Below are 24,448 nucleotides of genomic sequence, written 5' to 3' on the forward strand. Positions count from 1 at the left end.
GGACATGGTAAAGCTGTCACCTTTTTTGTTCCAAAAAAGCCGCCAACTTCACCATGCCGGTGTTTGAGGCGTTATATGCTCATGTTACTGTGTAGCTATTAGTTAATTTAGATAAAGGATATATGAACAGAATGAAGAGTTTTTGGTTTTTAATATTAATACTTATTGGCGGTTGCACTAATTCTTTAGAACCTCAATTAACTGTCTTAGACAAAGAAGAAAGTAGTTGTATCTCTCCACCACCTGAATTCTATGCTAAAAGCACGAATGGAAATATTGAGGGAAAATACAAGGAAGAAGAGATTAAAATTTCAGTTGGTGCATCTAGTGATGTAGTCCGTCTTAGAGAGGAAAATATTCCTTTAGATAAATATAAGGAAATAGCTTTTAATCTTTGTCATGCATATAGGTCAGGAGATATATCAAAAGATAAATATCAAAGTCTGTATGAAGAAAACTTATCGAATTACATGGGAGTGGATCTAGCTAAAAAAGAACTAGACCATCAGATTAAAAATATTGAATTTCAAAAGTTACAAAAACAAAATAAAGTATCTATTAAATTAGACGACATATATAAAGGTGGATGGCTTAATGAAGCTGATTATATAAATGCTAAATTTTCAGTTGATCAATTAAGTATTACTATCACAAATATTTCTCTTATTTATAAAGGGAAAGAAATTTTATCCAATAGATTTTCACCTTTTAATGAAAGTATGAATTTAGTTCTTAATCATGGGGACACATACTCATTTCCTCTTGCGACAGAAAAAGAGATTGTAGATGGTTTAGGCTTTGATAACGTAAAACTTTATCAAGTACTGAAGTCAGGAAATAATAATATCTTAGATAATATTGATCCTTATATGATTACTATACTCGTTGAATATTATAATCCAATTATTAGTACAACTGGTTCTATTGAATTTAATGTTTTTGCACATTTAGCCCGCATATAACAAGAAATTAAACAGGGACAAAAAACAGTTTGCTGTTTCGTCCCTCAACATTTTAGCAAAGAATTTTTTGCCCGTTAATTGGGCGTTATACGCACAGGAGTTGCGCTTGATTCTTCGATTCACATTAGTGTTATTTTTATTAATTGCCAATCCAGCCATTGCGCAACCTCATGAACCAAGAGTCTTAGTTATTGATGGTATTCAAATGGAATATATCGATATTGGCGCTGGAAACAAAACGTTGGTGATTGAATCAGGTATCGGAATGGGTTTAGCTTACTGGCAACCATTATTAGCTGACCTTTCAAAATTACACATCAGAACAGTGATATATTCTCGTGCTGGAAATGGTGAATCACAGGCTGCCAAAGACGTTAGTTTAGCGGCTTCAAATCAACGACTTGAAAAACTGCTTACAGCGATTAACGCCAAAGAAAATCTGATTTTAATTGGTCACTCCTTTGGTGGCTTGCATGTAAGAACTTTTGCTGCCACTTATCCCGAGCAGGTAACAGGGTTAATCTTGCTCGATCCAAGCCACGAGCTATTTGATAGTGAATTAAATAAAATCGACGCAGCTTGGTCGAAACGCGATACAACTAAATTAAACGGCATGAATAATAACCAGCCTGAATGGAATCTTCTGCAAGGGATTTATCTTCAGAAAATGATTGCTGACGACGATATTGCCAACAGAATTCCTGTGGTAATAGTTACCTCATCAAAATTAAATGAAAGTGATTGGTGGATAGGGCATAGTGCTGAAGGTAAAAAGATCTGGAGGGATTTGCACCAGTCACTGATCCGTAATAATGCAAATTCTATCCATATGGTTACTAATCAAACTGGTCATAACGTACCACATGACAACAAGATTCTCCTTTTAAGCTCTATCAGTGCATTATTAGGTTTAGTTAATGGCGTATAACAAATTGCTTAATTTCGTTCCGGCCACAAAAAGCGTGGCCCCCACGGGATTGCCTAAGCTGCGCTGCGGCAACCCATTAGCAAAGCGTTACCACCGTCCGCTTTTGGCACAGAGCCATCCTTCAGCTCTAACTCATGAATGTCCAAAAACGAGTTTATCCGACAGCCTGCTTCTCGCTCATATACGCCTGTCAGGTTTGATTAATTCCTTTTAATCAAACCTGACAGATAGAATTAAAATGTATTTACTTTAATGTGTTAACTCCAAACGATTTAGTTTTATTTATTGCCCCGTTAAACGCTTAGCAAATGAAATAGCATAGGCTGTTGAGCGTAGCTTAAGTACTTTGTCATCACTTGGCATAAAGCCTTTAGACAATAGGTTTGGGTCATAATTTGTGAGGTCGCAACCTGATTCGCCCGTAGATTCTATCGTAAGCTTTCCTAAATTAATTGTTGTGCGATCAGCGGGCCAACGAACTGAAGGATCCGTTAATGCATCACCCGGCTCAGCTAACTCTGCTTGAAAACGATAATGAACTTTGCCTTTCGCTAAATCCTCTTCAAGTCGCTTTGCCAGAAATGACTTGGGTAATGTTTTCATTTGCTCTTCTGTTAGCACTTGTTCTGGCTCTTCTGGCACCATAGTCCATCTAAAGGCATGCTTAGCACCCTTTTCATCAACCATGTAAAAGGTATGCACACCAAAATAACGCGAAGACACATACGATGCAGGCGGATTATGGCTTTGTAGCCAATTAAACTGACCTAAGGTACTCGGGTGTTGTTGCCTGTATGCTTTCACTTTTGCAAAATCGATTTGACCCGTTTTTTCGTCAGGTAATAAAGTGCTTAGCAAACCAAAAAATGCTTCAGGGCTGTTACCTGCAAAAACAGGCGTGGTAAGCCCTGCAATATTGTGCACATCGCCATTTTCTAACACAAACTGCCCCCCCATACCACGTGGTGAACGTGATGTTTCATCAGCGTGAGGGTTTCCACCGCCCATAGAAAAACGGATATTGGCTTTAGACGGCGCATCAAATAAAGGGCTGATTGAATACTGTTTTGCGGCTTGATTAGGTGTAAATGTGCCGACAGCGCACACACCTTTGGCGTGACCTTTTCTGATACCGGGCTGCTTACCCGAGAGCTTCTCAAATAAATTTATGAAATCTTGCCCATTTACTGATTGCTCAGCAAAACTTGCTGTGGGTAAAACAAGACATACAGCACAAACCAAAGACTTAATTTTTAGCATTTATCCATCCTTTTAACTTAGTTACATCGAGATGACCTAACAAAGCTTATTATGATTTCATTAAAGTGAATAAAAAAAACTCCACCAACAAAAACGCTACAAACATTTAATAAACTTAGAATAATTATTTAACTACCGTATTTTTAAAAGCTGCTAACTTTAAATTTAGGATCCGAAAACTGCTGTGGCGCCCAGCAATTTAAAAATAATCCGTGTTCATAACACGACTGTGGCTAGTGCAATTAATCATAAATTTTGTGTCTTGGCCAAAAACAACAAGGACCTAATTATGGTGAAACAACATAAAAAAACCACTGCAAACGCTGATGTAGATATGACCCCCATGCTCGATATTGTGTTTATCTTGCTTATATTTTTTATCGTAACAACCTCGTTTGTTAAAGAGCGCGCTATTGAAGTTAATCGCCCTTTGGCAAAACCAACTCTTGATAACCCGAAAAAACAAGCGCAATTTACTATCACTGAAAATGATAGTATTTACTTTGCAAACCGGCTTATAACACCAGAGCAGATAATCGCTAACCTCGCGTTATTTTCCGCACAATTTGAAATGACAAATGTGCAAGTAACAGCAAGTGAGCAAAGTAGTCACAAAACCTTGGTCACCTTGCTTGATAAAATAAAACAATATCAAGATGTACCAATCTCTATAGGCACGTCTTTATAACTAAAAAAGGGCCTAACGGCCCTTTGCAAGTTTATAATAATAAAGGAATCTAAAGAGAGTTTAGAACTTGTACTCTGCACCTACGTAGTAGTATGCACCGTTAAAACCAAATGGTGCTGAGCGACGAGAGTAAGTGAATACACCAGGGCTTGACACTATTGTGTTGCCGTTTGCATCAACTATCGTACCCGAGCGCGAATTACCAATGGTGTTCTTATCTGGATAAACATCAAATAGGTTATTAGCACCAATGTTAAACGATAAGTTTTCATCAAAGAAGTAACTCACTTTCACATCCGTTAAGATTTCAGCACCGTATGTTTGACGTCCACCGTCTTCCACAGTGTACTCACCATAGCGATTCAGTGATAAGTTTACTGTCCAGTCTTCAAGTCGGTAAAGTGCACTTAAGTTAATGCGATCTTCTGGCTGCCACTCTTCGATGATTGACGTTTCTTGAGCAGAAAACACATCTTCAACAGGAATCGTTTCAAGACCACTGCCTGATGGCGTAAATAAATCAACCACATCTGTTTTGGTGAAGTTAGCAGCAAAAGTGAAATCGAGCGTACCGCCAAGGCCTTCAGTGTTCCATGTAGCAACTAAATCAACACCTTCTGTTTCTGTGTCCGCACCATTTAAGAAAAACTGACCAGCCCCTGCACCAGAGCTGACAAGTGCAGCATCAAGTGTGTCTGATAAACCTTTGCCTAAACGGTTAGAAATAACGATACGGTCATCAATATCAATCGAATAGTAGTCAATGGTTACGTTGATATTGTCAGTCACGTTATACACAATACCTAAACTACGGTTTTGCGATTTTTCTTCTTTTAACTTAGGAATACCAATAGATTGCGCGAGTGTACTGTCGTTTCTAAAAGTACCCACTTGTTCAGCCACTAAGCTGCCATCATCGCCAACAACAAACTGTGTACTTATGTTATTAAAGTAAAGCTGTTGCATAGACGGTGCTCTAAAACCTGTACTCAATGCACCGCGTAAAGAGACGTCTTCAGTAATCGACCAATTAGCCGCTAGCTTAAAGTTAACAGTGTCGCCAAAGCCTTTGTAGTTATCGTAACGAAGCGCGCCTGAGATAATAACATCATCAATCACGTAAGTTTCAGCATCCGCATAAAATGAGATCACATCACGTGATTCATCCACAGATGACGCAGGATCAGAACCACCAAAGCCTTGTGTACCACTGGCTGCATCTTCACTACCTACACCGCCGCTGAGGCCTGAATAAATGCTTACACCATCAACGGTGTCGTAATCACGATAAGCATATTCACTGCCCTCTAAGATGCGGAATTCATCTGTGCGGATTTCAGCACCCAATGCTAATGAAAAATTATCGTAATCTTTTGTGTAATCGAGATTAAGTGTTTGTAGAGATAATTCTAGGCCATATGCAAACGCTGAACGCGGGATGGTGGCACGAATTTCATCTGCTGATAAACCTTGCTCATAACGAAGTAAGTTTGCGTACGAACCATTAATTGTGTCACTTGTGGTGTAATCGATGCTGTTTTCACCATAGGTATAAGATAAGTCAATGCTTGAGTCATTATCGAACGACTTTTTAAAACCTACGTTATAAGACACGTCATCAATAACAGTATTAATTTTCGGCAAGAAACCCATTGGAATTGTTGCATCACCGTCTTGCAATACAGGGTTACCAGTCGCATTGGCGTTGTGGCGGAAAAATGCCGCTGATTCATTTTCACGGTTTGAATAAGTGATAAAACCATACAGCTCACCACCAGCAAGTTCATAACCAGTATTAACGGTTAGCGCAAATTGCTGAGAATCAGCATCACCAATTCTAAATGTGTCACGCGGTGCTGTGAGTTCGCGTGGGTCAGCAGCAAGTAAAGTGCCGTCATCAAGCTCCGTACAACCATAAAATTGACATGAGCCATGAAGGCCAGCACGGTTCGTTGGGGCGCGATCACGGTAGTTAATTGTGGTATTTAAATAACCATCATCACCTAGGGCAAAACCTTTGTTAAAATCAATATTAACGGTTTCGCCATCACCCTCTGAGTATTCGCCATAATTAATGGCTGCTTTACCGCCTTCTTCAGCATCTTTTAACACGATATTGATAACACCGGCAATCGCATCTGAACCATATTGTGCGGCCGCACCATCACGTAAAACTTCAATGCGCTTAATTGATGCCGCAGGAATAGCATTCATGTCAGTACCGGCCGTACCACGACCTACTGACGTATTAATGTGGATGATACTCGCTTGGTGACGACGCTTACCATTGATAAGCACTAAGGTTTGGTCGGGCCCTAAACCACGTAGTGTTGCCGGACGCAGCGCATCAGTACCATCACTGATAGACGAGCTGGAAAAGTTAAAAGAAGGGGCGATAGCTTGAAGCATACGGCCCACTTCTGTTTGTCCTGTATTTTCAAGTGCCTCCGCACTTAAAATATCAACGGGTACCGGTAAATCCTCAACTGAGCGCCCTGCTACACGACTACCAACAACAGCGATTTTCTCGATATTTTCTTCTGCAGCTTGTTCTGCTGCAAATGCCTGATTATTGCTTGCAAGTAGTAACGGCACGACTGCAGCACTGACCCCTGAAAGGTTTTTCATGTTGTTATCTTTCCTATTGATTTGTTTGAGTTTTATACTCAGTAAACCAGTTTGATCAACAACCGCATCGAGCTTTGTACCTTGAAGCATGGTCTCAAGTGCATCTAGCTTGGTATAAAAACCAAACACCGACTGTGCTTGATATTGCTTAGCAAGCTCAAAAGAGAAAATAACCGTTTGGTCTGTTTGCTTAGCGAATTCAATCAAGGCTAAATCTGCTCGTTGCGCTTTAATATCAAATTGCAGCATTTGCTTTTCAGCAGCAATGGCTAGTTGCCCCATACATAAGCCGTAGACAGCCATCGACGCTGGAAATAAATGCAATTGTTTACTGCGCAACTTAATCAAACAGTTCAGAAAGAAAAATCCACTATGTAAATTTAACTTTTTTTTATTTGATTTTTTGTGATTAACATTAACAACGTGAAAATCATTTTTTTTCATGAGGGAAATTAGCTTTTACTTTCAAAACTTAAACTAACACGATGCTCGCCTAAGCGTTGATGTTTAACCGCTAAATTAGCGTGCAACGACTCAAGTAATCCTTTTATATCGCCAGCCTTGAAAACGCCCGCAACTTTTAAAGAAGTTAAATCAGGATCAGTCAATTCAAAACGGGTAGCTGTGTAGCGACTAACCTCTTGTAGCGCTTCACCTAAAGGCTCACCATTAAAAATAATCATACCATGCTGCCATGCTAAATCTCGTTGTACATCATCCATCGACAGTTGTTTAACAGGCTCGGTTTTACTGTGTTTTATAAGCGCTTTTTCACCCGAGACAACCACGTTCGCATGGAGTTTTTTTATCGACAGACTCTCGTTTGAAGCATCTTTTAAATGCTCAAAGTCATTTGCATCAACAAGCGTGTGTGGCTCAGCTATCATTACTTTGCCCTCTGTGACTACCAACTCAAGATCTGATGAGGTATTGCGTTGAACATTAAACACGGTGCCAAGGGCTGTAAAAGACTTATCCCCGGCAATGACTGTAAAAGGTCTGCTCGCATCCTTGGCAACATTGAAACGCCCCTCGCCTCGATTCAATATAAGTTGACGACGGTCGCCCGTGTACACCACTTCTAACTTTGTATTGGTGTTAAGCTGAACAATCGTGCTGTCTGGCAAGACATAGGTTGCCTGCTCACCGACTTTGGTTCGATAAATCTTTGTAAATTTCGCATGGTCGTCTTCAGCTGATTGCCAATAACTTGAGTAAATCAGTAAAACACAACCCAGTAACATCACAACTAGAAAACTTGCCGCGGTTGCCAAGCCAAAAACCACAGGTTGTTTATGTTGAGTTTTTTCAGGAAAAAGGCTACTTAGCTCATTGAGCACACTCATTTCATCCCAAAGTTGAGCGAGTTCAAATAACGCATCTTGATGGGCACTGCTTTGTTTTGCCCATTGCTGTAACTCATGCACCTCTTTATCAGATAAGCCTCTGTCAATTGCGCTTACCCAACGACTCGCCTGAGCTTGAATCATATCTTTCGACGAAAAAGGATGAACATTACTCATTTATTCACCTCTTTGGCGGTTACATCAGTGGTATTTAATTGATTTAGTTGCTGAGTGTCATGTGCTTTCATAGCATGCAATGCATGCAAGAGCCCTTTGGCGATGTGCTTTTCAACTGTACTTTCGCTCAACTTCATTTTAATTGCGATTTCCTTTTGGCTTAGACCATAGACCTTTTTTAAAATAAAACACTTTTTAACTTGAGGGCTCAATTCGTTAGTCACGCGACAAAAAAATAAAAACCGCTCTTTTGAGGTGACTTCATCTTCAAGTGCCATTGAGCGCATCTGATTGGTGACTTGTTGATGCTCATCAAGGGACTCTTTGTATTTATTATCCCATTTCGCAACGTGATTTAATGCTAAGTGCTTAGCAGTTTTAAGCATATAACTGTGGGTATATTCAATATTTTGCTTAAGATCAGCCTCGTAACTTTTAATAAACGTTTCTTGAATTATATCTTCAACGTCATCAGGGCTGACAATACGTGCAACAAATCGTCTGAGTTTGCTTGATATATCAGTAAATGCGGTAATAATTCCTGTCTGTTCCGTCATCCGTAACTCGCACTTGTTATTTTAGAACTAAGGGTACGAGATTTCATTTTAATTACAAGACAATTTGTTAATTTTCTGTTCTCTAAGTAAATAAACTTTTCATGAAATTATAAAATATCTCTGTTTTTCGAGTGACTAAACTGTTTTGAGGTTTTAAAAACCAGACTGGCGCATCTGCATCAGCTAAGCAATTGGGTAATATTTCAATTAACTCTCCTTTGCTGAGTTCATCCTGAATAGCGATGTGTGATTTGATGGTGATACCATGCCCTGCAATCGCTGCTTGAGTCATGTTATCTGAGTTTGAAATAGTAAATCGAGTACGCGCATTGTGATGAGTGACTTGATTATTCTCGATGAGCTTAAGTTGGCGTTGCCACGGTAAACACACCCAGTAATGATCAACCAAATCAGCCACTGACTTTGGCATACCATATTTTTCAATGTAGCTTGGTGCAGCACATAGAATACGCGAGTTAACAGCAAGTTTTCGAGATAATAAATTAGAGTCAACTAACTGTCCTACCCTAATCGCCACATCTTGTGCGTCATCCACTACATTCACAAAATGATCTGTAATCATAAAATCCAGTTTTAAATCAGGGTATTGTTGCTCAAACTGATTAAGCTCAGGCATAACAAATTTAGAAAAGACCCATGGCGGCATGGTGACACGTAATAACCCTGATATTGCCGACCCTCTTGCACCTATTTGATGCTCAGCATCATACAACGCTTCCAAAATTGCGCTTGCGCGTTGGTAAAAGACGTCTCCTGCTGGTGATAACCTAATCCGTCGGCTATCCCGAAAAATAAGCACGGTTGAAAGTGCCTTTTCAAGCTTACTTAAACGGTGGCTCACTGTTGCTGGCGATAAACCTTGTGCTTTTGCAGCCGCCACGACCCCTTGGTTCTCAACAATCGCTATAAATGTTTCTAAATCGGATAGGCTATACATATTTTCAGTTCAATATTTTCGAATTTAGCTTTCACTTTTGCCTAGTATATATAAAAAAATAAAACACTATACTGCATTTTTTACCCTAATGGTCTGGAGCCACACTATGTCTTTAAAAAGCCAAATTGACGCATTCGAAGTACAGAAAAAAGCAAATGTCCCAAGCGATATCTTAAACTTAATGGACATTACCACCGACAAACTGATCGCTGAGCAGTTAAATCAACATGCATTACCAGTAGGCGCAGTATTTCCTAACTTTAGCTTGCCAAATAGTCATGGTGAAACCGTGACACTCTCGCAGTTATTAGACAAAGGACCTCTGGTGCTTAGCTTTTACCGTGGCGGTTGGTGCCCATACTGTAACTTAGAATTACGTGCGCTAAATGCACTTAAGGACGAGTTTGCTAAACACCATGTTCAACTAGTAGCAGTTTCACCACAGTTACCTGATCACTCGTTATCCACTGAACAACAGAATGAATTAGCCTTTACGGTCTTATCAGATGTTGAAAATACACTAGCAAAAGCATGTGGATTAGTGTTCACATTAGATGAACGCTTAATTCCAGTCTACCAAGAGCTGGGCTTGGATATTCCTAGTGCAAATGGGGATAACAGTTACGAGCTTCCTCTTCCTGCAACCTACGTTATTGATAAAGACCGTACTGTTCAATATGTATTTGCTAAAGAAGACTATACGCTACGTGCAGAGCCAAGTGAGGTATTAAATGCGGCAAAAGGGTTGCAGGATGCGTAATGTCAGTCTATCAACTAAATTATTAGGTGCTTGTATATTAATATTTAGCACCTTAATTGGGAGTGAAGCTATGGCAAATAGTCAACATCTTGAAACCCCAAAAGTAATTGTATTTGATGTTAACGAAACCTTGCTTGACCTTGAACAAATGAGGGACTCTGTCGGGGAAGCACTTAACGGACAAACACAACTATTGCCTCTTTGGTTTTCGACCATGTTACATCACTCATTAGTTAGCACCGTGACGAATGACTACCATGATTTTGGTGAAATTGGTGTCGCAGCATTGATGATGGTGGCAAGTAACCATCAAATTAATATTACTAAAGAGCAGGCAAAACAAGCGATTGTACCACCGCTTTTATCTCTTCCAGCACACCCAGATGTAAAGCACGGACTTGCTCAACTTAATGATAAAGGCTTTAAGTTAGTAAGCTTTACTAATTCATCAAATAAAGGGGTAGCAGCGCAATTTAAACACGCTGATTTGACGAAATTTTTTAGTGACCGATACAGTGTTGAAGATATCAAGGTATATAAGCCCGATCTTCGCTCATATCAGTGGCTACTTAAACAACTTAATGTAGCACCAGATGAGGCACTGATGGTAGCCGCTCACGGTTGGGATGTTGCCGGTGCAAAGGCCGCAGGTATGCAAACAGCCTTTGTTGCAAGACCCGGTAAAGCGCTGTATCCACTAGCGACAAAACCTGACTACATTGTTAATGATATAAAAGAGCTCGCTTTACTACTTAATCGTTAATTAAACCCTCAGAAGACTACAAACGGTAGTCTTCATACTTTTTATTGTTCACTTCGCACAAAACTCAGTAATTTTTATGTACAGAGCATTCATTATTTAGTCTAAAAAACAAACCAAAAAGTAAACTAAATGGTGTACCTTTAAAAGTTTTAGGTATACACTGATTGCGCTTAATCCTAGCATGGTTCGCCTTTTCATGACTTGTGGGCTATCGACTATGCTTACTATACTTAACAATTGGACTGTGGAGTAAACATGCGTCTGTCTTTCGCACCTGCCAAATTATCATTATCTTTACTATTTTTGATCGCTGCACCACTTGTATTGCAAGGCTGTTCCGAGGCCCCTAAACCACAAGAGCAAATGCATCCTGCTGCTGTTGCTACAATGACCATAAAAACAGAAGATGCACCATTCACGATTGAATTACCAGCAACCCTATCTGGCTCTAAAGAAGTTGAAGTTCGAGCGCGTGTAGCGGGTATTCTAGAATCACGTAATTTTGAAGAAGGTCAGCGTGTCGAACAAGGTCAATCACTATTTACTATTGATCTTGAACCATACCAGCTAGCTGTTGATCGTGCCCAGGCGGCTCTTGATGGTGCCAAGGCATCGCTGGTACAAACTGAACGAGACGTTAAACGTTTAGGAAAACTTCGTGCAGAGAAGTCAGTTTCACAACGCGATTATGATAACGCGAGCTCAGCTAATGATATTGCCAAAACAAACCTCGCAGCGGCCAAGGTTGCGCTAAAAGAAGCACAATTAAATCTTGAATATGCCCAAGTAAAAGCCCCTGTTGCGGGTGTAATGGGACGTGAATTTGTTTCTGAAGGTACGTTTGTTTCAGGCCCTGACGTTTTACTCACGCAAATGACCCAGTTTGACCCTATACGTATTCGGTTTGGTTTGTCAGAACGCGAACAACTACAAATGCGTCAAGATGTTAAAAATGGCTCACTAACGTTACCAGAGCAAGGCCACTGGAGAACGCAAATAAAACTTCAAGATGGTTCTTTGTACGCTAAAACTGGCGAAGTGAACTTCTCTGATGTGCGTATCAATCCGAACACCGGCACCAGCGAGTTTCAAGCTGTGATCCCAAATCCTGATTTTCAGTTACGACCTGGCCAATTTGTACGAATTGAGCTAACTGGCGCGGTACGCAAAAATGCCATCATCGTACCACAGCGCGCCGTACTCGATAACGGCACAGGCAAGTTTGTTTATGTTGTGAGTAAAAATGAACAAGGTATGGATGTAGCACTACCTGCGCCTGTTGAAGTGGGTGAATGGATAAAAAAACCAAACAATGAACAATTCCAAAACTTTTGGTTAATTCGCAGTGGTTTAAAAGAAGGCGACCAAGTGATTGTTGATGGCATGGCGCGTATTTTCTTCCCAGGTATGCCAGTCAATGTTGGCAAACCAGCCGCTAACTCAAGCCACGCAGAATAAGCACAGGGAGTCTTATGTTTTCTCGTTATTTTATAGACAGACCGATTTTCGCGTTTGTTATATCGATTGTTATTGTGCTTGCGGGCCTTGCTGCGATGCGCAGTTTACCTATTGCTCAGTACCCTGAAATAGCGCCTCCTGTAGTGCAAGTGACAGCTTCCTATCCAGGTGCATCTGCCGAGGTACTCGAACAAACAGTGGCAGCGCCGATCGAAAATGCAATAACTGGTGTTGAGGGCATGATGTATATGTCGTCTACATCAACTAGCTCGGGTTCGACCACAATTGAAGTAACATTTGAAATTGGCACTGATGTCGATCAGGCCGCAGTCAATGTTAATAACCGTGTTAAGCAGGTTGAAGCGCGCTTACCAGAAGAAACACGCCGCCAAGGTGTGGTGGTACAAAAAGGCTCTTCTAGCTTTTTACAGGTACACGCCTTTTATTCACCAGATGGTTCTCGCTCAAGTTTATGGACATCAAACTATGTCACTATGAATGTGCTGGATCGTATTAAACGTATTCCAGGCACTACGAGTGTGCAAATATTTGGTGCCAAAGATTACGCCATGCGTATTTGGTTACGTCCAGATGTTATGAGCCAGCTCGGTGTCACTGTTGAAGAAATCTCAGCCGCCATTCGTGTGCAAAACTCACAATATGCTGCCGGTAAAATTGGTGCGACACCAACGTCTAAATCTCCTCAAGAACTGGTTTACAGTGTGACCGCACAAGGCCGTTTGTCAGAGCCTGAGCAATTTGAAAATATTATTATTCGCTCAAATCTTGATGGCAGTAGCTTAAGATTAAAAGACGTAGCACGCATTGAGCTGGGTTCAAAAGACTATAACTTTAAAGGCACAATAAACGGTAAAGAAGCGGTACTATTAGGTATCTTCTTACAACCAGGCGCCAATGCCCTAGATGTTGCTGAAGAAGTAAACAGTGTTATTGAAGAAATGAAAAGTCAGTTCCCTATCGGGCTTGCTCATTTAACCTCATATGACACGACCCGCTTTGTTGAAGTATCGATTCGTGAAGTAGTAAAAACACTGCTTGAAGCCATGGTATTGGTATTCTTAGTGGTGTATTTATTCTTACAAAACTGGCGCGCAACACTTATTCCAACTCTCGCAGTCCCCGTATCACTACTGGGCACGTTTGCGGGTATGTACATGCTGGGTTACTCAATTAACTCGTTAACCTTATTCGGCATGGTGCTTTCGATTGGTATTGTTGTTGATGATGCTATCGTGGTGCTTGAAAACGTTGAGCGTATCATGCACGAAGAAGGGCTAGGTGCACGAGACGCCGCAGTTAAGGCCATGGGTGAAGTTAGCGGCCCTGTTGTGGCGATTGTTCTAGTACTGTGTTCAGTGTTTGTGCCTATCGCATTTTTAGGTGGCTTAACTGGTGAATTATTCCGCCAGTTCGCTATTACCATTTCGATTGCTGTAAGTTTATCGGGTGTGGTCGCCTTAACAATGACGCCTGCTCTTTGTGTGCTTATTTTGAAGCAAGAGCATAAGCAAACAGCCCGCTTCTTCTTATGGTTTAATGCTACTTTTACAAAAATCACAGGGCGATATGTAGGTGCCGTTGGCTTTATGATTCGACGCGGTTTACTCGGTTTAATTCTTATGACTGGGATGATTGTTGCAACTATAGGCCTTTGGCAAAATACGCCTGGTTCATTAGTGCCTGATGAAGACCAAGGTTATTACATCTCTGCGATTTTCTTACCTGACGGTTCATCACTTGAGCGCACCGAACAAGTAACGCAACAAGTTGTAAAAGCAGTGCAGTCAAACCCTGCTAACGAGAACGTGGTGGCGTTTACCGGTTTTGACTTTATTGGTGGTGGCTACAAAAATAGTGCTGCGACCTTATTCGTGACCCAAAAGCATTGGGATGAACGCGAAGTTGATACCAAAGCACTTGTGCAAGAGCTATTCATGAAAACGGCGGGTATTAAAGAAGCACTCGTACTTGCCTTTAATCCACCTGCTATCTTTGGTTTAGGTAACACTGGTGGTTTTGAGTTTTACATTCAAAACAAAGGTGATAGTGACCCTGATAAGCTACAGCAAGCCATGCAGTTAATGACAGCCGAAGCGCAAAAGAGCCCTATCATCAGTGGTCTGCAAACACTCTGGCGACCAGATGCCCCACAATTAAAAGTGGATATTGATCGTGAACAAGCGCGTGCCATGGGTGTTGAGATAGATGCTGCATTTAATGCCCTTGCGGGTAACTTAGGGACTTATTACGTTAACGACTTCAATAAATTTGGTCGAGCATGGCAAGTGCTAATGTCTGCTGAACCCGAATTTAGAATGAAGCCTGATGACATTGGCCGTATCTATGTTAAAAACAACCAAGGTACTATGGTACCGCTTTCAGCATTCACCACCATTGAGTATAGCCGTGGCCCAGAAAATCTTAACCGCTACAACAACTTACCAGCTGTTAAACTGATGGGTAATGCAGCGCCAGGTTACAGCTCAGGCCAAGCCATTGCTGAAGTTGAACGAATTGCACAAGCCGTGTTACCCCCTAATATGACCTACGAATGGACAGGCTCTGCATTCCAAGAAAAACGCAGTTCTGGTACCACAGGAATTGCCTTAGGCCTTGCTGTGATCATGGTATTTTTGATTTTAGCAGCGCTATATGAACGTTGGTCATTACCATTTTCAGTTATGCTTGCCCTGCCATTTGGTACCTTTGGTGCGCTTATAGCAGTTTGGGTTGTTGGCATGACAAACGATGTGTACTTCCAAATTGGTCTGGTAACACTACTTGGTCTTGCCAGTAAAAACGCGATTCTTATCGTTGAATACGCCTTGATGAAACATCAACAAGGCTGGAGCGCAAGTACTGCTGCACTTGAGGCTGCTCGTTTACGTTTTAGACCAATCATTATGACTTCGCTTGCTTTCATTTTAGGCGTAGTGCCTTTAGTACTGAGCACTGGTGCAGGCGCGGGGGCACGTCACAGTGTTGGTACGGGTGTTATGGGCGGAATGATGGCCGCCACATTCCTTGCGGTATTCTTTGTGCCTTTATTCTTTTATTGGTTAACGGCGCGTAAGTTAACTGAAAAACGCTCAAGACAAGAACTTGCTGATGAGATAGCAGAACATCATCAACAAGAACATGTCAAAACCCAAGAGGGTAATCTGTAAAAAATGAAGGGCAAACAATGAGTTTGCCCTTTTTTTGATTATTGGATTACTAGCAATTTACAGCTTCCAACGCTAGTATTAAGGAAAGATGTGTGGAGTACAGCATGAATAATCAAAAATTAGCCGAATTTGAACAGTTTTTTCAAATCAACGAGAGCAACCGTGTCAATTTATATGCGGTTGAATCAAGTGCTGTGCCAAAAACCAATGCTGAACTCGAAGCGGATATCCCTGCTCTATTTAAACTTGCCAACGAAGTAAACGAACTTGAACAAACAAGCTTACGACCACTGCGTAATCTAGGTGATGTTGCACAGGAATTGGCAGCGTTTTTACAGGCGCAGTCTCGTAAAATCGATTTAATCATGAGTCATATCTTAGCTTCAGAGCAGCCTGACGATAACGCAAACTATTGCGATAGTTATGGCGGCGGTGGCGTAAAATTGACCTCAACTGATGTATATGAATTAGGGCAAACATTTCGCACTAAGTTATTCTTACAACACGAAGCATCGGCTATTTATTGCTATACCGAATTAGTGGCCATTGAAAAATGCGATGATGATAAATATCAATATACCTTATTGTTTACTGCCATTCGTGATGCAGACCAAGATTTAGTCGTAAGGGCTGCCTTACACGCACAAACACGTCAACTAAAAAAACGTCAGCAAGAAAACAATCAGCAAGACAATTAAAAATCGCGCTTAATCGCGCACAAAAAGCTGACATCTATGGCTAAAATGCTAAACTAGCCCCACCTTAGTTTGTTTATTACCTTCATGAAATTTAGACTTTTACCTGAATGGGCTGAGCAAGATGCCGTAATGCTCACTTGGCCTCATCAAGACACGGATTGGGCAGCAAATTTAACAGCTGTTGAGCCTGTGTATGTAGCGCTTTGCCAAGCAATTAGCCAACAACAAGATGTTGTTATCGTGGCCCATGATAATGCCCTAAAAACACATATTGCAGCTTTACTTGCAAATACAGAGGTTGATGCTAATCGCATTCACTTTGTGGTGACACCGTGTAACGATACCTGGGCACGTGACCATGGCCCATTGACCTGCGCGAATATTGATGACGCAACGCAATTAAAAGTGATGGATTTTATTTTTAATGGCTGGGGCAATAAATTTGCAAGTGATCTCGATAACCAAATTAATCAAGTGCTTGTAAAGCAAATCGCTAATCCTAAAAATGCTTATCAGCAAAGTGAGCTGGTTCTTGAAGGCGGCGGCGTTGAAATTAATGAATACGGCGTGCTACTCACAACCAGCGAATGTTTATTAAACCCAAATCGTAACCCAGAACTTACAAAAGCGGATATAGAAAAGACGCTGATTGAGCAACTGGGTGCTACGTCTTTCCTTTGGGTTGATCACGGCTATCTTGCAGGTGATGATACCGACAGCCATATTGATACGCTGGTACGTTTTGCACCAAACAACACCCTTGTTTATGTTCAGTGCGACGATAAAAATGATGAGCACTTTGCTGCCCTTGATGCAATGGAAAAACAACTGCAATCATTTAAAACAGCAGAAGGTGAAAACTACACGCTGATTGCCTTACCTTGGCCAAAAGCAGTGTTCAATGAAGATGGTGACAGACTCCCTGCCACATATGCTAATTATTTAATTATCAATAAAACCGTTTTAGTGCCAATTTATGGTGACGAAAACGATCAACTGGCGCTTGGTCAGGTTGCCAAAGCATACCCAGATCACACTGTGGTGGGTATTAATTGTGTGCCAATTATTCACCAATTTGGCAGCTTACACTGTATTACAATGCAATTACCGCGCGGCTTTTTAGCAGGAACAAACAATGACTAAACCAACGCATTTAAAGGTTGCTCTTGTTCAGCAATCAAACACCGATAATGCTCAAGACAATATGGCAAAATCAATTGCTGGTATTCGTGATGCAGCAAGCCAAGGCGCTAAGCTTATTGTTCTACAAGAGCTACACCGCAGTTTATATTTTTGCCAAACCGAAGATGTAGATGTTTTTGATTTAGCAGAAACCATTCCGGGCCCAAGCACAGACATCTTAGGTGCACTTGCCAAAGAACTCAATGTGGTGATCGTGTCATCATTATTCGAAAAGCGTGCTACAGGTCTTTATCACAATACTGCTGTGGTACTTGAAACTGACGGCAGCATTGCCGGTAAATACCGTAAAATGCATATTCCTGATGACCCAGGTTTTTACGAGAAGTTTTACTTCACACCGGGTGATTTAGGTTTCGAGCCTATTCAAACCTCTGTTGGTAAACTAGGCGTATTAGTGTGTTGGGATCAGTGGTTCCCAGAGGCTGCACGCTTAATCGCCATGGCCGGTGCTGAAATTTTAATTTACCCTACAGCCATTGGTTGGGACCCGCGTGATGAAAAAGACGAGCAAACACGTCAAAAAGACGCCTGGGTTATTTCACAACGCGCTCATGCAGTTGCCAATGGCGTACCGGTGATCAGCTGTAACCGTGTTGGCCACGAAAGTGATCCAAGCACTCAAAGTGAAGGTATTCAGTTCTGGGGTAACTCGTTTATTGCGGGTCCTCAAGGTGAAATTTTAGCTGAAGCGAACAACAGCGATGAGCAATTACTCGTTGTTGAATTAGACCAAGCACGTAGTGAAAACATACGTCGAATTTGGCCATACCTTCGTGATCGTCGTATCGATCACTATCAGGACTTAACCAAGATTTATCGAGACTAAGCAGTAAAAACAGTTTAAAGGAGTAGTAAATGGCGTTTGCGCAATGGGCAGCATTGCCTTGGGTAAAATCTGAAAAAGATAAAATTCAATGGGGGCAACTTACCGGTAGCGGTCTTAGCATCGCCATCGCAGAAGGTGTAAAACAACACAACGAGTTGGTTGTGATTGTCACCCCTGATACGCCAAGTGCCCTACGCCTTGAAACTGAACTCGAATTTCTGTTGCCTGAAAACCCAGTCATGGTCTTCCCTGACTGGGAAACACTGCCTTATGATCATTTTTCGCCGCATCAAGATATTATTTCGGCGCGCTTAGCCACGTTAAATACCTTAAAAAAAGAACAACAAAGTGTATTAATCGTGCCAGTGTCAACCTTAATGCTGCGTACAGCCCCTGCTTCGTTTATTTATGGTTCAACCCTTAACTTTAAAGTGGGCGATACCCTAGATACTCATACACTGCGTGAAAACTTAGAACAAGCGGGCTATTTACATGTACAACAAGTGATGGAGCATGGTGAATACGCGATTCGCGGCTCTATCGTTGACCTATACCCTATGGGTAGCCCGCACCCATTTCGTTTAGACTTTTTTGATGATGAGCTCGACAGCATTCGTTTATTTGATGTTGAAAGCCAACGTTCAGATGAAAAGGTCGACAAAATTGAGTTACTGCCAGCTCACGAATTCCCAACCAACGATGCTGACATTGAGCGTTTTCGTATTAATTATCGTGAACATTTTGGCGCAAGCTCTGAGCAAGACTCAATTTATATGCAGGTTACCAAAGGAACCTGGCCTGCGGGTATCGAATATTACATGCCACTGTTTTTTGATGGACTGGCAACTATTTTCGATTACTTACCAAGCAATACGACGTTTATGCATTTTGGCGATATAGAACATGCAGCTGATCAATTTTGGCATGATGTGAATGTACGCTATGAAAACCGCCGTGTTGATCCGCTCAGGCCTTTACTTGAACCTGTAAAGCTCTATCAAAGCGTTAATGAACTATTTGGTGAATTTGCTAAATACGCACGTATTCGTTTATCGCAAGCAAAGTTAGGCACCAAAGCAGGGCATACAAACCTTGCCAGTAAAGAACTGCCGAATGTGCGTATTGATCATAAGTTACATGAACCGTATCAAGGTTTAATTGACTATGTTGCCAGCGAGAAAAAACAAAAAGGCCGCGTGCTGCTCTCTGTTGAATCGGATGGCCGCCGCGAATCATTACTCACCTTATTAAAACCAAGTGGTTTAAAGCTTAAAGAATTTGAATCGTTTAGCGATTTTACCAATAGTACCAGTGATGTTGGCCTTATCGTTTCACCACTTGAGCAAAGTGTGGTGTTAGACGGTAAACCGCGTTTAACCATCATTACAGAGCAAGAATTATTAGGCATCAAGGTTTCGCAGCGACGACGCCGTAAACACAAATACGAAGCCAGCCAAGATGCGCTTATTCGTAACCTTGCTGAATTACGTGAAGGCCAACCAATTGTTCACCTTGACCATGGTGTCGGCCGCTATCAAGGCCTTGAAACTATCGATGCTGCGGGTGTGATCACCGAGTTTGTTACGATCATCTACGCCAACGAGGCAAAACTATACGTGCCCGTTTCTGCGTTACATATGCTGAGCCGCTATTCAGGTGGCGAAGAAGCCTCTGCCCCGCTCCATAAATTAGGCTCCGATGCGTGGGAAAAAGCCAAGAAACGTGCCGCCGAGAAAGTCCGTGATGTGGCTGCTGAGCTATTAGATATTTACGCTAAACGACAAGCAAAGCCCGGCAATAAATTTAAGCTTGATGGCAGTGCATATCGTCAGTTTAGCGATAGCTTCCCATTTGAAGAAACTGACGATCAACGCAACGCCATAGAGTCTGTGCTGGGTGATATGCAAAGTAAACAAGCAATGGACCGTTTAGTGTGTGGTGACGTTGGCTTTGGTAAAACAGAAGTGGCAATGCGCGCAGCCTTTGTTGCAGTAAATGATAATAAGCAAGTCGCTGTACTTGTCCCAACCACACTGCTTGCTCAACAACACTATGAAAACTTTAAAGACCGTTTTGCCGATTTACCCATTGAGGTGGGTGTTTTATCACGTTTTAACTCAACCAAAGAGCAGAAAGATACCCTAGATAGAATGGCCGAGGGTAAATTAGATATCGTAATTGGTACGCACAAGCTTATTCAACAAGATATTCAATTTAAAGACTTGGGATTATTGATTGTTGATGAAGAACATCGCTTTGGTGTGCGCCAAAAAGAAAAAATTAAAGCATTACGTGCCGATGTCGATATTTTAACGCTCACTGCAACCCCTATCCCACGTACATTAAACATGGCAATGAGTGGCATGCGTGACTTATCCATTATTGCCACACCGCCTGCGAAACGTTTAGCCGTTAAAACCTTTGTTAGACAAAGAGATGCTGAACTTATCCGCGAAGCAATTCTGCGTGAGATTAAACGTGGTGGTCAGGTGTATTTCTTACATAATAATGTTGAAACGATCGACCGAGTTGCGGAAGAAATCACTGAATGGGTACCTGAAGCCAGCGTAACAACGGCACATGGTCAAATGCGAGAGCGCGAGCTTGAGCAAATTATGAGTGATTTTTATCACCAAAAATATAACGTGATTGTGTGTACCACCATTATCGAAACCGGTATCGATGTACCCACTGCCAACACTATTATTATGGATAGAGCAGACAAGCTCGGTCTGGCACAGCTTCACCAATTGCGTGGTCGTGTTGGCCGTAGCCACCACCAAGCGTATGCCTACCTACTGACTGGCAACCCCAAATCGTTAACTAAAGATGCCGTTAAGCGCCTAGAAGCAATTGAATCACTGGAAGATCTAGGTGCAGGTTTTGCGCTCGCAACGCATGATTTAGAAATTCGTGGTGCTGGTGAACTGCTCGGTGATGATCAATCAGGTCAAATGCAAACCATTGGTTTTAGTTTGTATATGGAGATGCTTGAACAGGCGGTCAACTCGCTCAAAGAAGGCAAAGAGCCAACCCTTGAAAACTTGCTCGGCCAGCAAACTGAGGTTGACTTAAAGCTACCAGCGTTATTACCCGATGATTATATTCATGATGTAAATGCACGTTTAGGTATCTATAAACGCATTGCAAGCTGTGCTAACCTCAATGATATGGACGAGTTACAAGTCGAGCTGATTGACCGTTTTGGTCTGCTGCCTGACGCGACGAAAAACTTATTCAGTCTGCAGCAATTAAAACTACAAGCAAGTCATATTGGTATTAAGAAGATTGAAGCAAACCCGAAAGGCGGCTATTTTGAGTTTAGCCAGCATACAAAGGTTAACCCTAGCTTCATTATAGGTTTGATACAAAGTGCACCGCAGGTGTATAAAATGGATGGCGCAAACAAACTGCGCTTTGCTATTAGCGAGGCAAATCCTCGTGAACGCTTAAAAATGGTCACTGCAATGATTGCAGATTTCGAAAAAAAGGTTAGCCATTAATGTTGTTTAGAAATAGTTTTATTTTGCTTTGCTGCTTATTTACGAGCTCAGCCTTTGCAACTCGCTGGTTCGAAATTGAAGTTCTTATTTATAAACAGCGCCCTGCCCCTTACTTACAAGAAGATTTCAGTTTAAAACACGATGAAATCAATGCAAAGAACAAACTGGACTTGCTCACGCCAGCCCTTGAAGAACAAGCAAGGCAAGCCTGTATAGAAGGTGACACTCGTTTTAAATCAAACTCTTTTACAGACAGTCTAGTCAGCAACTCACCGCACTCTAATGTGTGTGATGATAGTGTGGACTTTTTATCTAGCTATACGCAATTACCTGTTACACCTTCAGTTAAGTCTCGTGAAGATACTGATGAAATATATCTTATCGCTTCATCAGATTTACAATTCACTGAACAAAAAAACCAGCTGGATAGAAAAGGCTTAACCCCTATTTTGCATACCGGTTGGCGTTTCCCTGAAATGATCCAATCAAGAGCGCCCAGTATACGCCTATTTGCTGGGGAGCATTTACAATCTGAACAATCAACGACTACAAATATTGATACCGATTTTATAAGCTTGGTCTCGCCTACACAGCAATATATACCTGACACAATACAAAGTGCTCCCAAGTGGGAGTTAGATGGCTTAATGAAAATATATGTACGCCATTACCTTTTCATTAATGCCGACTTTGATATTAGCAAACGTTTAGAGACTGGTGACTACGAGAAAGCTCGCTTTTCACAATTTAAACGTGTGATTAGTAATGAAATACACTATTTCGATCATCCTAGAATGGGGATGATTGTACAAATACGACGCTACAACCATTAATGGAAATGACTATGAAAAAATATATGGTAATTGCTGCAACAGCACTTGCATTAGCCGGCTGTTCAAAAGTAAGTTTAGAAAATTACGAAAAGATCAAAATCGGGATGGATAAAACAGAAGTAGAAGCCATTTTAGGCTCTGCTGATTCATGTGAGGAGAAAACCCTACACACGAACTGCATTTGGGGTAATAAAGATAAAAATATCGAAATAACGCTCGTTTCTGACAAAGTTTCGCTATACAGCAAAACAGGTTTGGGCGCTAAATAACTTCCTCGTAGGGCGGCTCAAGCTACCCTACTCCTTTTCTTCAGCTTGGCTGTAAATTTGTTCTATATTCACTATTTTGCTGCGGTTTAACGTAATTTTATAGCGTTGATACAAGGTTTCTTGCCCACTTTCACTGAACACAAGCACTAAATTTAATTGATATCGCCGCTCAACCGACTGTTTTGATATTTTATTGCTTTCTAAATGATAAAGCTTACCTTCACCCCGTTTTAAGTAACGAGCAAACGGCGCTAAACTAAAGTTAATTGTTTGCTGCAAGCTATCATAACCAGGTAAGAACTTTTTCGCATTAACTTGCGTTTCACTGGCAAAATGTAACCACTGTGCAGCCTGCTTATTTTGGTGGCGACGTTTTGAAAAGATTTTCCTTACCTTCAAAGGAATACGTTTGAAAGAGGTATACTCAAGCCAAATATATTGACTGGCTATTTTATCCTTTGTAATACTATTTCTAAACTGAAAACGCCACTTTGGACGCCCTCTAACAATAGCACGCCAAATAACCCGCGTGATATCTTCTTTAAATATCTCACGTAGGCCATAAATAACTCCTAATATCAAAATCAGAGTGGCCGTCACTTCAGTAAAGTTAGAACGCGCATTAAGCACAACAAGCATCACAAAAGCCATGATAACTGCTGTGACTGTGCCTTTAACCATACGCTTTAGGTAACTATTCAAGTAACGCGTATGTCGGCTTAAAATGACGCCATGCTCAATTAAGCGCTGCAGTAAACGCATCTTGTTCGTGATGCGATTGGCATCTTCTAAAGTGGATTGTGAGTTATATTCTTGCTCTTCTCTGTAGTTATTTTCCGCTTTACAAAATTGCAGTAGATCGCCCCGCTCTTTTGCATAGTCACTGCTACGTGGCCCCTCGTCTAGTAACTTCAAAAATGACTGTTCTACGTGCCAACTTAAATAATTATCTGCATTCTTATAAAATGGTAACAGCTTTTCATCATCTGGGGTGTAGCGTCTTAACTTTTTCAGAAGACCTTGCGTTTGTTCACAAAGCTCTTGTGCTGCGGGGTAAAATAATTCTGCATCTTTATATTGCAAGGTATCTTTAACATCGGCATTCAGTGCAAGCCTTACTTGGTAGCAATAGAGGTTTAAGTTTTGCCGATAATCTTGTTGTTCACCTTTATTTTTACTAACAAAGCGACTGCGTACTAAAGGTAAGTGAATGTTATTAGCGTTATAAGCTAAGTGCGATTTAAAATGGTTATTAAAATAGGATTCTTCACTGAGTGTTTGCGGGTTCACACTCATTTCATTGGGAATAGAGAAATACAGGTCGAGACGCTGCTCTGAACGTGGGTTAAGCTCAGGCTCAATAATAAAAGATAAGTTTTCGTCTTGTTTAAGCAATATTACCTCGTTTGTTAAAAATACCTCTATAGTTTACGCGTTGATAGA

At 41.3% G+C, this 24,448-nt stretch carries 19 protein-coding genes; 13 read left to right on the plus strand and 6 right to left on the minus strand.

Features of this window, described 5'->3' with window-relative positions; translation table 11 throughout:
- The first annotated feature begins 131 nt into the window (after window positions 1–131).
- Both L3Q70_RS09355 and L3Q70_RS09360 read left to right on the plus strand, forming a co-directional pair.
- Window positions 132–962, plus strand: coding sequence for a hypothetical protein (locus L3Q70_RS09355; protein WP_193987398.1), 831 nt, complete (start codon window positions 132–134; stop codon window positions 960–962).
- Window positions 963–1,068: 106 nt separating this feature from the next.
- On the plus strand, window positions 1,069–1,890 hold the full coding sequence (locus L3Q70_RS09360) for an alpha/beta fold hydrolase (protein ID WP_237114157.1): 822 nt from the start codon (window positions 1,069–1,071) through the stop codon (window positions 1,888–1,890).
- A gap of 282 nt (window positions 1,891–2,172) precedes the next feature.
- Here the strand turns inward: L3Q70_RS09360 and L3Q70_RS09365 are convergent, their stop codons facing one another.
- Window positions 2,173–3,150, minus strand: coding sequence for a catalase family peroxidase (locus tag L3Q70_RS09365; protein ID WP_237114158.1), 978 nt, complete (start codon window positions 3,148–3,150; stop codon window positions 2,173–2,175).
- Between the two features lie 289 nt (window positions 3,151–3,439).
- Here L3Q70_RS09365 and L3Q70_RS09370 point away from each other — a divergent pair, with 289 nt between their 5' ends.
- On the plus strand, window positions 3,440–3,838 hold the full coding sequence (locus L3Q70_RS09370) for a biopolymer transporter ExbD (RefSeq protein ID WP_237114159.1): 399 nt from the start codon (window positions 3,440–3,442) through the stop codon (window positions 3,836–3,838).
- A gap of 60 nt (window positions 3,839–3,898) precedes the next feature.
- Here L3Q70_RS09370 and L3Q70_RS09375 read toward each other — a convergent pair whose 3' ends face one another.
- The 4 genes from L3Q70_RS09375 to L3Q70_RS09390 form a co-directional block, all read right to left on the minus strand.
- Window positions 3,899–6,910, minus strand: coding sequence for a TonB-dependent receptor (locus L3Q70_RS09375; RefSeq protein ID WP_237114160.1), 3,012 nt, complete (start codon window positions 6,908–6,910; stop codon window positions 3,899–3,901).
- 8 nt (window positions 6,911–6,918) lie between these two features.
- A complete protein-coding gene (locus L3Q70_RS09380; RefSeq protein WP_237114161.1) occupies window positions 6,919–7,989 on the minus strand; it encodes a FecR domain-containing protein in 1,071 nt (356 codons plus the stop codon).
- Window positions 7,986–8,546: an RNA polymerase sigma factor gene (locus L3Q70_RS09385; protein ID WP_062569255.1), complete on the minus strand. Its 561-nt coding sequence runs from the start codon at window positions 8,544–8,546 to the stop codon at window positions 7,986–7,988. Before L3Q70_RS09385 ends, L3Q70_RS09380 begins: the two co-directional genes overlap by 4 nt.
- 82 nt (window positions 8,547–8,628) lie before the next feature.
- Window positions 8,629–9,504, minus strand: a complete 876-nt coding sequence (locus L3Q70_RS09390) for a LysR family transcriptional regulator (protein ID WP_193987402.1) — start codon at window positions 9,502–9,504, stop codon at window positions 8,629–8,631.
- A 106-nt stretch (window positions 9,505–9,610) separates the two neighbouring features.
- Here L3Q70_RS09390 and L3Q70_RS09395 point away from each other — a divergent pair, with 106 nt between their 5' ends.
- From L3Q70_RS09395 to L3Q70_RS09440, 10 genes are all read left to right on the plus strand, one after another.
- On the plus strand, window positions 9,611–10,264 hold the full coding sequence (locus tag L3Q70_RS09395; RefSeq protein WP_237114162.1) for a peroxiredoxin-like family protein: 654 nt from the start codon (window positions 9,611–9,613) through the stop codon (window positions 10,262–10,264).
- A gap of 70 nt (window positions 10,265–10,334) precedes the next feature.
- A complete protein-coding gene (locus L3Q70_RS09400) occupies window positions 10,335–11,027 on the plus strand; it encodes a haloacid dehalogenase type II (RefSeq protein WP_237114163.1) in 693 nt (230 codons plus the stop codon).
- Between the two features lie 255 nt (window positions 11,028–11,282).
- Window positions 11,283–12,485, plus strand: a complete 1,203-nt coding sequence (locus tag L3Q70_RS09405) for an efflux RND transporter periplasmic adaptor subunit (protein ID WP_237114164.1) — start codon at window positions 11,283–11,285, stop codon at window positions 12,483–12,485.
- A gap of 14 nt (window positions 12,486–12,499) precedes the next feature.
- The gene (locus L3Q70_RS09410; protein ID WP_062569258.1) at window positions 12,500–15,673 is read left to right on the plus strand and encodes a multidrug efflux RND transporter permease subunit; all 3,174 of its coding nucleotides are present in this window, start codon (window positions 12,500–12,502) and stop codon (window positions 15,671–15,673) included.
- A gap of 104 nt (window positions 15,674–15,777) precedes the next feature.
- A complete protein-coding gene (locus L3Q70_RS09415) occupies window positions 15,778–16,371 on the plus strand; it encodes a PilZ domain-containing protein (protein WP_237114165.1) in 594 nt (197 codons plus the stop codon).
- 84 nt (window positions 16,372–16,455) lie between these two features.
- The gene (locus tag L3Q70_RS09420) at window positions 16,456–17,514 is read left to right on the plus strand and encodes an agmatine deiminase family protein (RefSeq protein ID WP_237114166.1); all 1,059 of its coding nucleotides are present in this window, start codon (window positions 16,456–16,458) and stop codon (window positions 17,512–17,514) included.
- Complete coding sequence (locus L3Q70_RS09425; protein WP_237114167.1) at window positions 17,507–18,400, plus strand: carbon-nitrogen hydrolase; 894 nt, start codon at window positions 17,507–17,509, stop codon at window positions 18,398–18,400. Before L3Q70_RS09420 ends, L3Q70_RS09425 begins: the two co-directional genes overlap by 8 nt.
- Before the next feature lie 29 nt (window positions 18,401–18,429).
- Window positions 18,430–21,903 carry a transcription-repair coupling factor gene (gene mfd / locus L3Q70_RS09430; RefSeq protein WP_062569261.1) on the plus strand — a complete coding sequence of 1,158 codons (3,474 nt, stop codon included), beginning with the start codon at window positions 18,430–18,432 and terminating at the stop codon, window positions 21,901–21,903.
- Entirely contained in the window at window positions 21,903–22,736 is an 834-nt protein-coding gene (locus L3Q70_RS09435; protein ID WP_237114168.1) for a peptidoglycan binding protein CsiV, read from the plus strand. Before mfd ends, L3Q70_RS09435 begins: the two co-directional genes overlap by 1 nt.
- Before the next feature lie 11 nt (window positions 22,737–22,747).
- On the plus strand, window positions 22,748–23,005 hold the full coding sequence (locus L3Q70_RS09440; protein ID WP_062569263.1) for a hypothetical protein: 258 nt from the start codon (window positions 22,748–22,750) through the stop codon (window positions 23,003–23,005).
- Between the two features lie 27 nt (window positions 23,006–23,032).
- On the opposite strand, the gene L3Q70_RS09445 is transcribed toward L3Q70_RS09440, so the two are convergent.
- The gene (locus tag L3Q70_RS09445) at window positions 23,033–24,400 is read right to left on the minus strand and encodes a hypothetical protein (RefSeq protein WP_193987411.1); all 1,368 of its coding nucleotides are present in this window, start codon (window positions 24,398–24,400) and stop codon (window positions 23,033–23,035) included.
- Window positions 24,401–24,448: the final 48 nt, after the last annotated feature.

The sequence above is a fragment of the Pseudoalteromonas sp. CF6-2 genome, assembly GCF_021729425.1.
Lineage (GTDB): Bacteria > Pseudomonadota > Gammaproteobacteria > Enterobacterales > Alteromonadaceae > Pseudoalteromonas > Pseudoalteromonas arabiensis.

Excerpts from the sequence above, each read along its gene's own strand:
- L3Q70_RS09355 (WP_193987398.1), top strand. The coding sequence starts at position 132 with ATGAAGAGTTTTTGGTTTTTAATATTAATACTTATTGGCGGTTGCACT.
- L3Q70_RS09365 (WP_237114158.1), bottom strand. The coding sequence starts at position 3,150 with ATGCTAAAAATTAAGTCTTTGGTTTGTGCTGTATGTCTTGTTTTACCC.
- L3Q70_RS09370 (WP_237114159.1), top strand. The coding sequence starts at position 3,440 with ATGGTGAAACAACATAAAAAAACCACTGCAAACGCTGATGTAGATATG.
- L3Q70_RS09375 (WP_237114160.1), bottom strand. The coding sequence starts at position 6,910 with ATGAAAAAAAATGATTTTCACGTTGTTAATGTTAATCACAAAAAATCA.
- L3Q70_RS09380 (WP_237114161.1), bottom strand. The coding sequence starts at position 7,989 with ATGAGTAATGTTCATCCTTTTTCGTCGAAAGATATGATTCAAGCTCAG.
- L3Q70_RS09385 (WP_062569255.1), bottom strand. The coding sequence starts at position 8,546 with ATGACGGAACAGACAGGAATTATTACCGCATTTACTGATATATCAAGC.
- L3Q70_RS09390 (WP_193987402.1), bottom strand. The coding sequence starts at position 9,504 with ATGTATAGCCTATCCGATTTAGAAACATTTATAGCGATTGTTGAGAAC.
- L3Q70_RS09395 (WP_237114162.1), top strand. The coding sequence starts at position 9,611 with ATGTCTTTAAAAAGCCAAATTGACGCATTCGAAGTACAGAAAAAAGCA.
- L3Q70_RS09400 (WP_237114163.1), top strand. The coding sequence starts at position 10,335 with ATGGCAAATAGTCAACATCTTGAAACCCCAAAAGTAATTGTATTTGAT.
- L3Q70_RS09405 (WP_237114164.1), top strand. The coding sequence starts at position 11,283 with ATGCGTCTGTCTTTCGCACCTGCCAAATTATCATTATCTTTACTATTT.
- L3Q70_RS09410 (WP_062569258.1), top strand. The coding sequence starts at position 12,500 with ATGTTTTCTCGTTATTTTATAGACAGACCGATTTTCGCGTTTGTTATA.
- L3Q70_RS09415 (WP_237114165.1), top strand. The coding sequence starts at position 15,778 with ATGAATAATCAAAAATTAGCCGAATTTGAACAGTTTTTTCAAATCAAC.
- L3Q70_RS09420 (WP_237114166.1), top strand. The coding sequence starts at position 16,456 with ATGAAATTTAGACTTTTACCTGAATGGGCTGAGCAAGATGCCGTAATG.
- L3Q70_RS09425 (WP_237114167.1), top strand. The coding sequence starts at position 17,507 with ATGACTAAACCAACGCATTTAAAGGTTGCTCTTGTTCAGCAATCAAAC.
- mfd (WP_062569261.1), top strand. The coding sequence starts at position 18,430 with ATGGCGTTTGCGCAATGGGCAGCATTGCCTTGGGTAAAATCTGAAAAA.
- L3Q70_RS09435 (WP_237114168.1), top strand. The coding sequence starts at position 21,903 with ATGTTGTTTAGAAATAGTTTTATTTTGCTTTGCTGCTTATTTACGAGC.
- L3Q70_RS09440 (WP_062569263.1), top strand. The coding sequence starts at position 22,748 with ATGAAAAAATATATGGTAATTGCTGCAACAGCACTTGCATTAGCCGGC.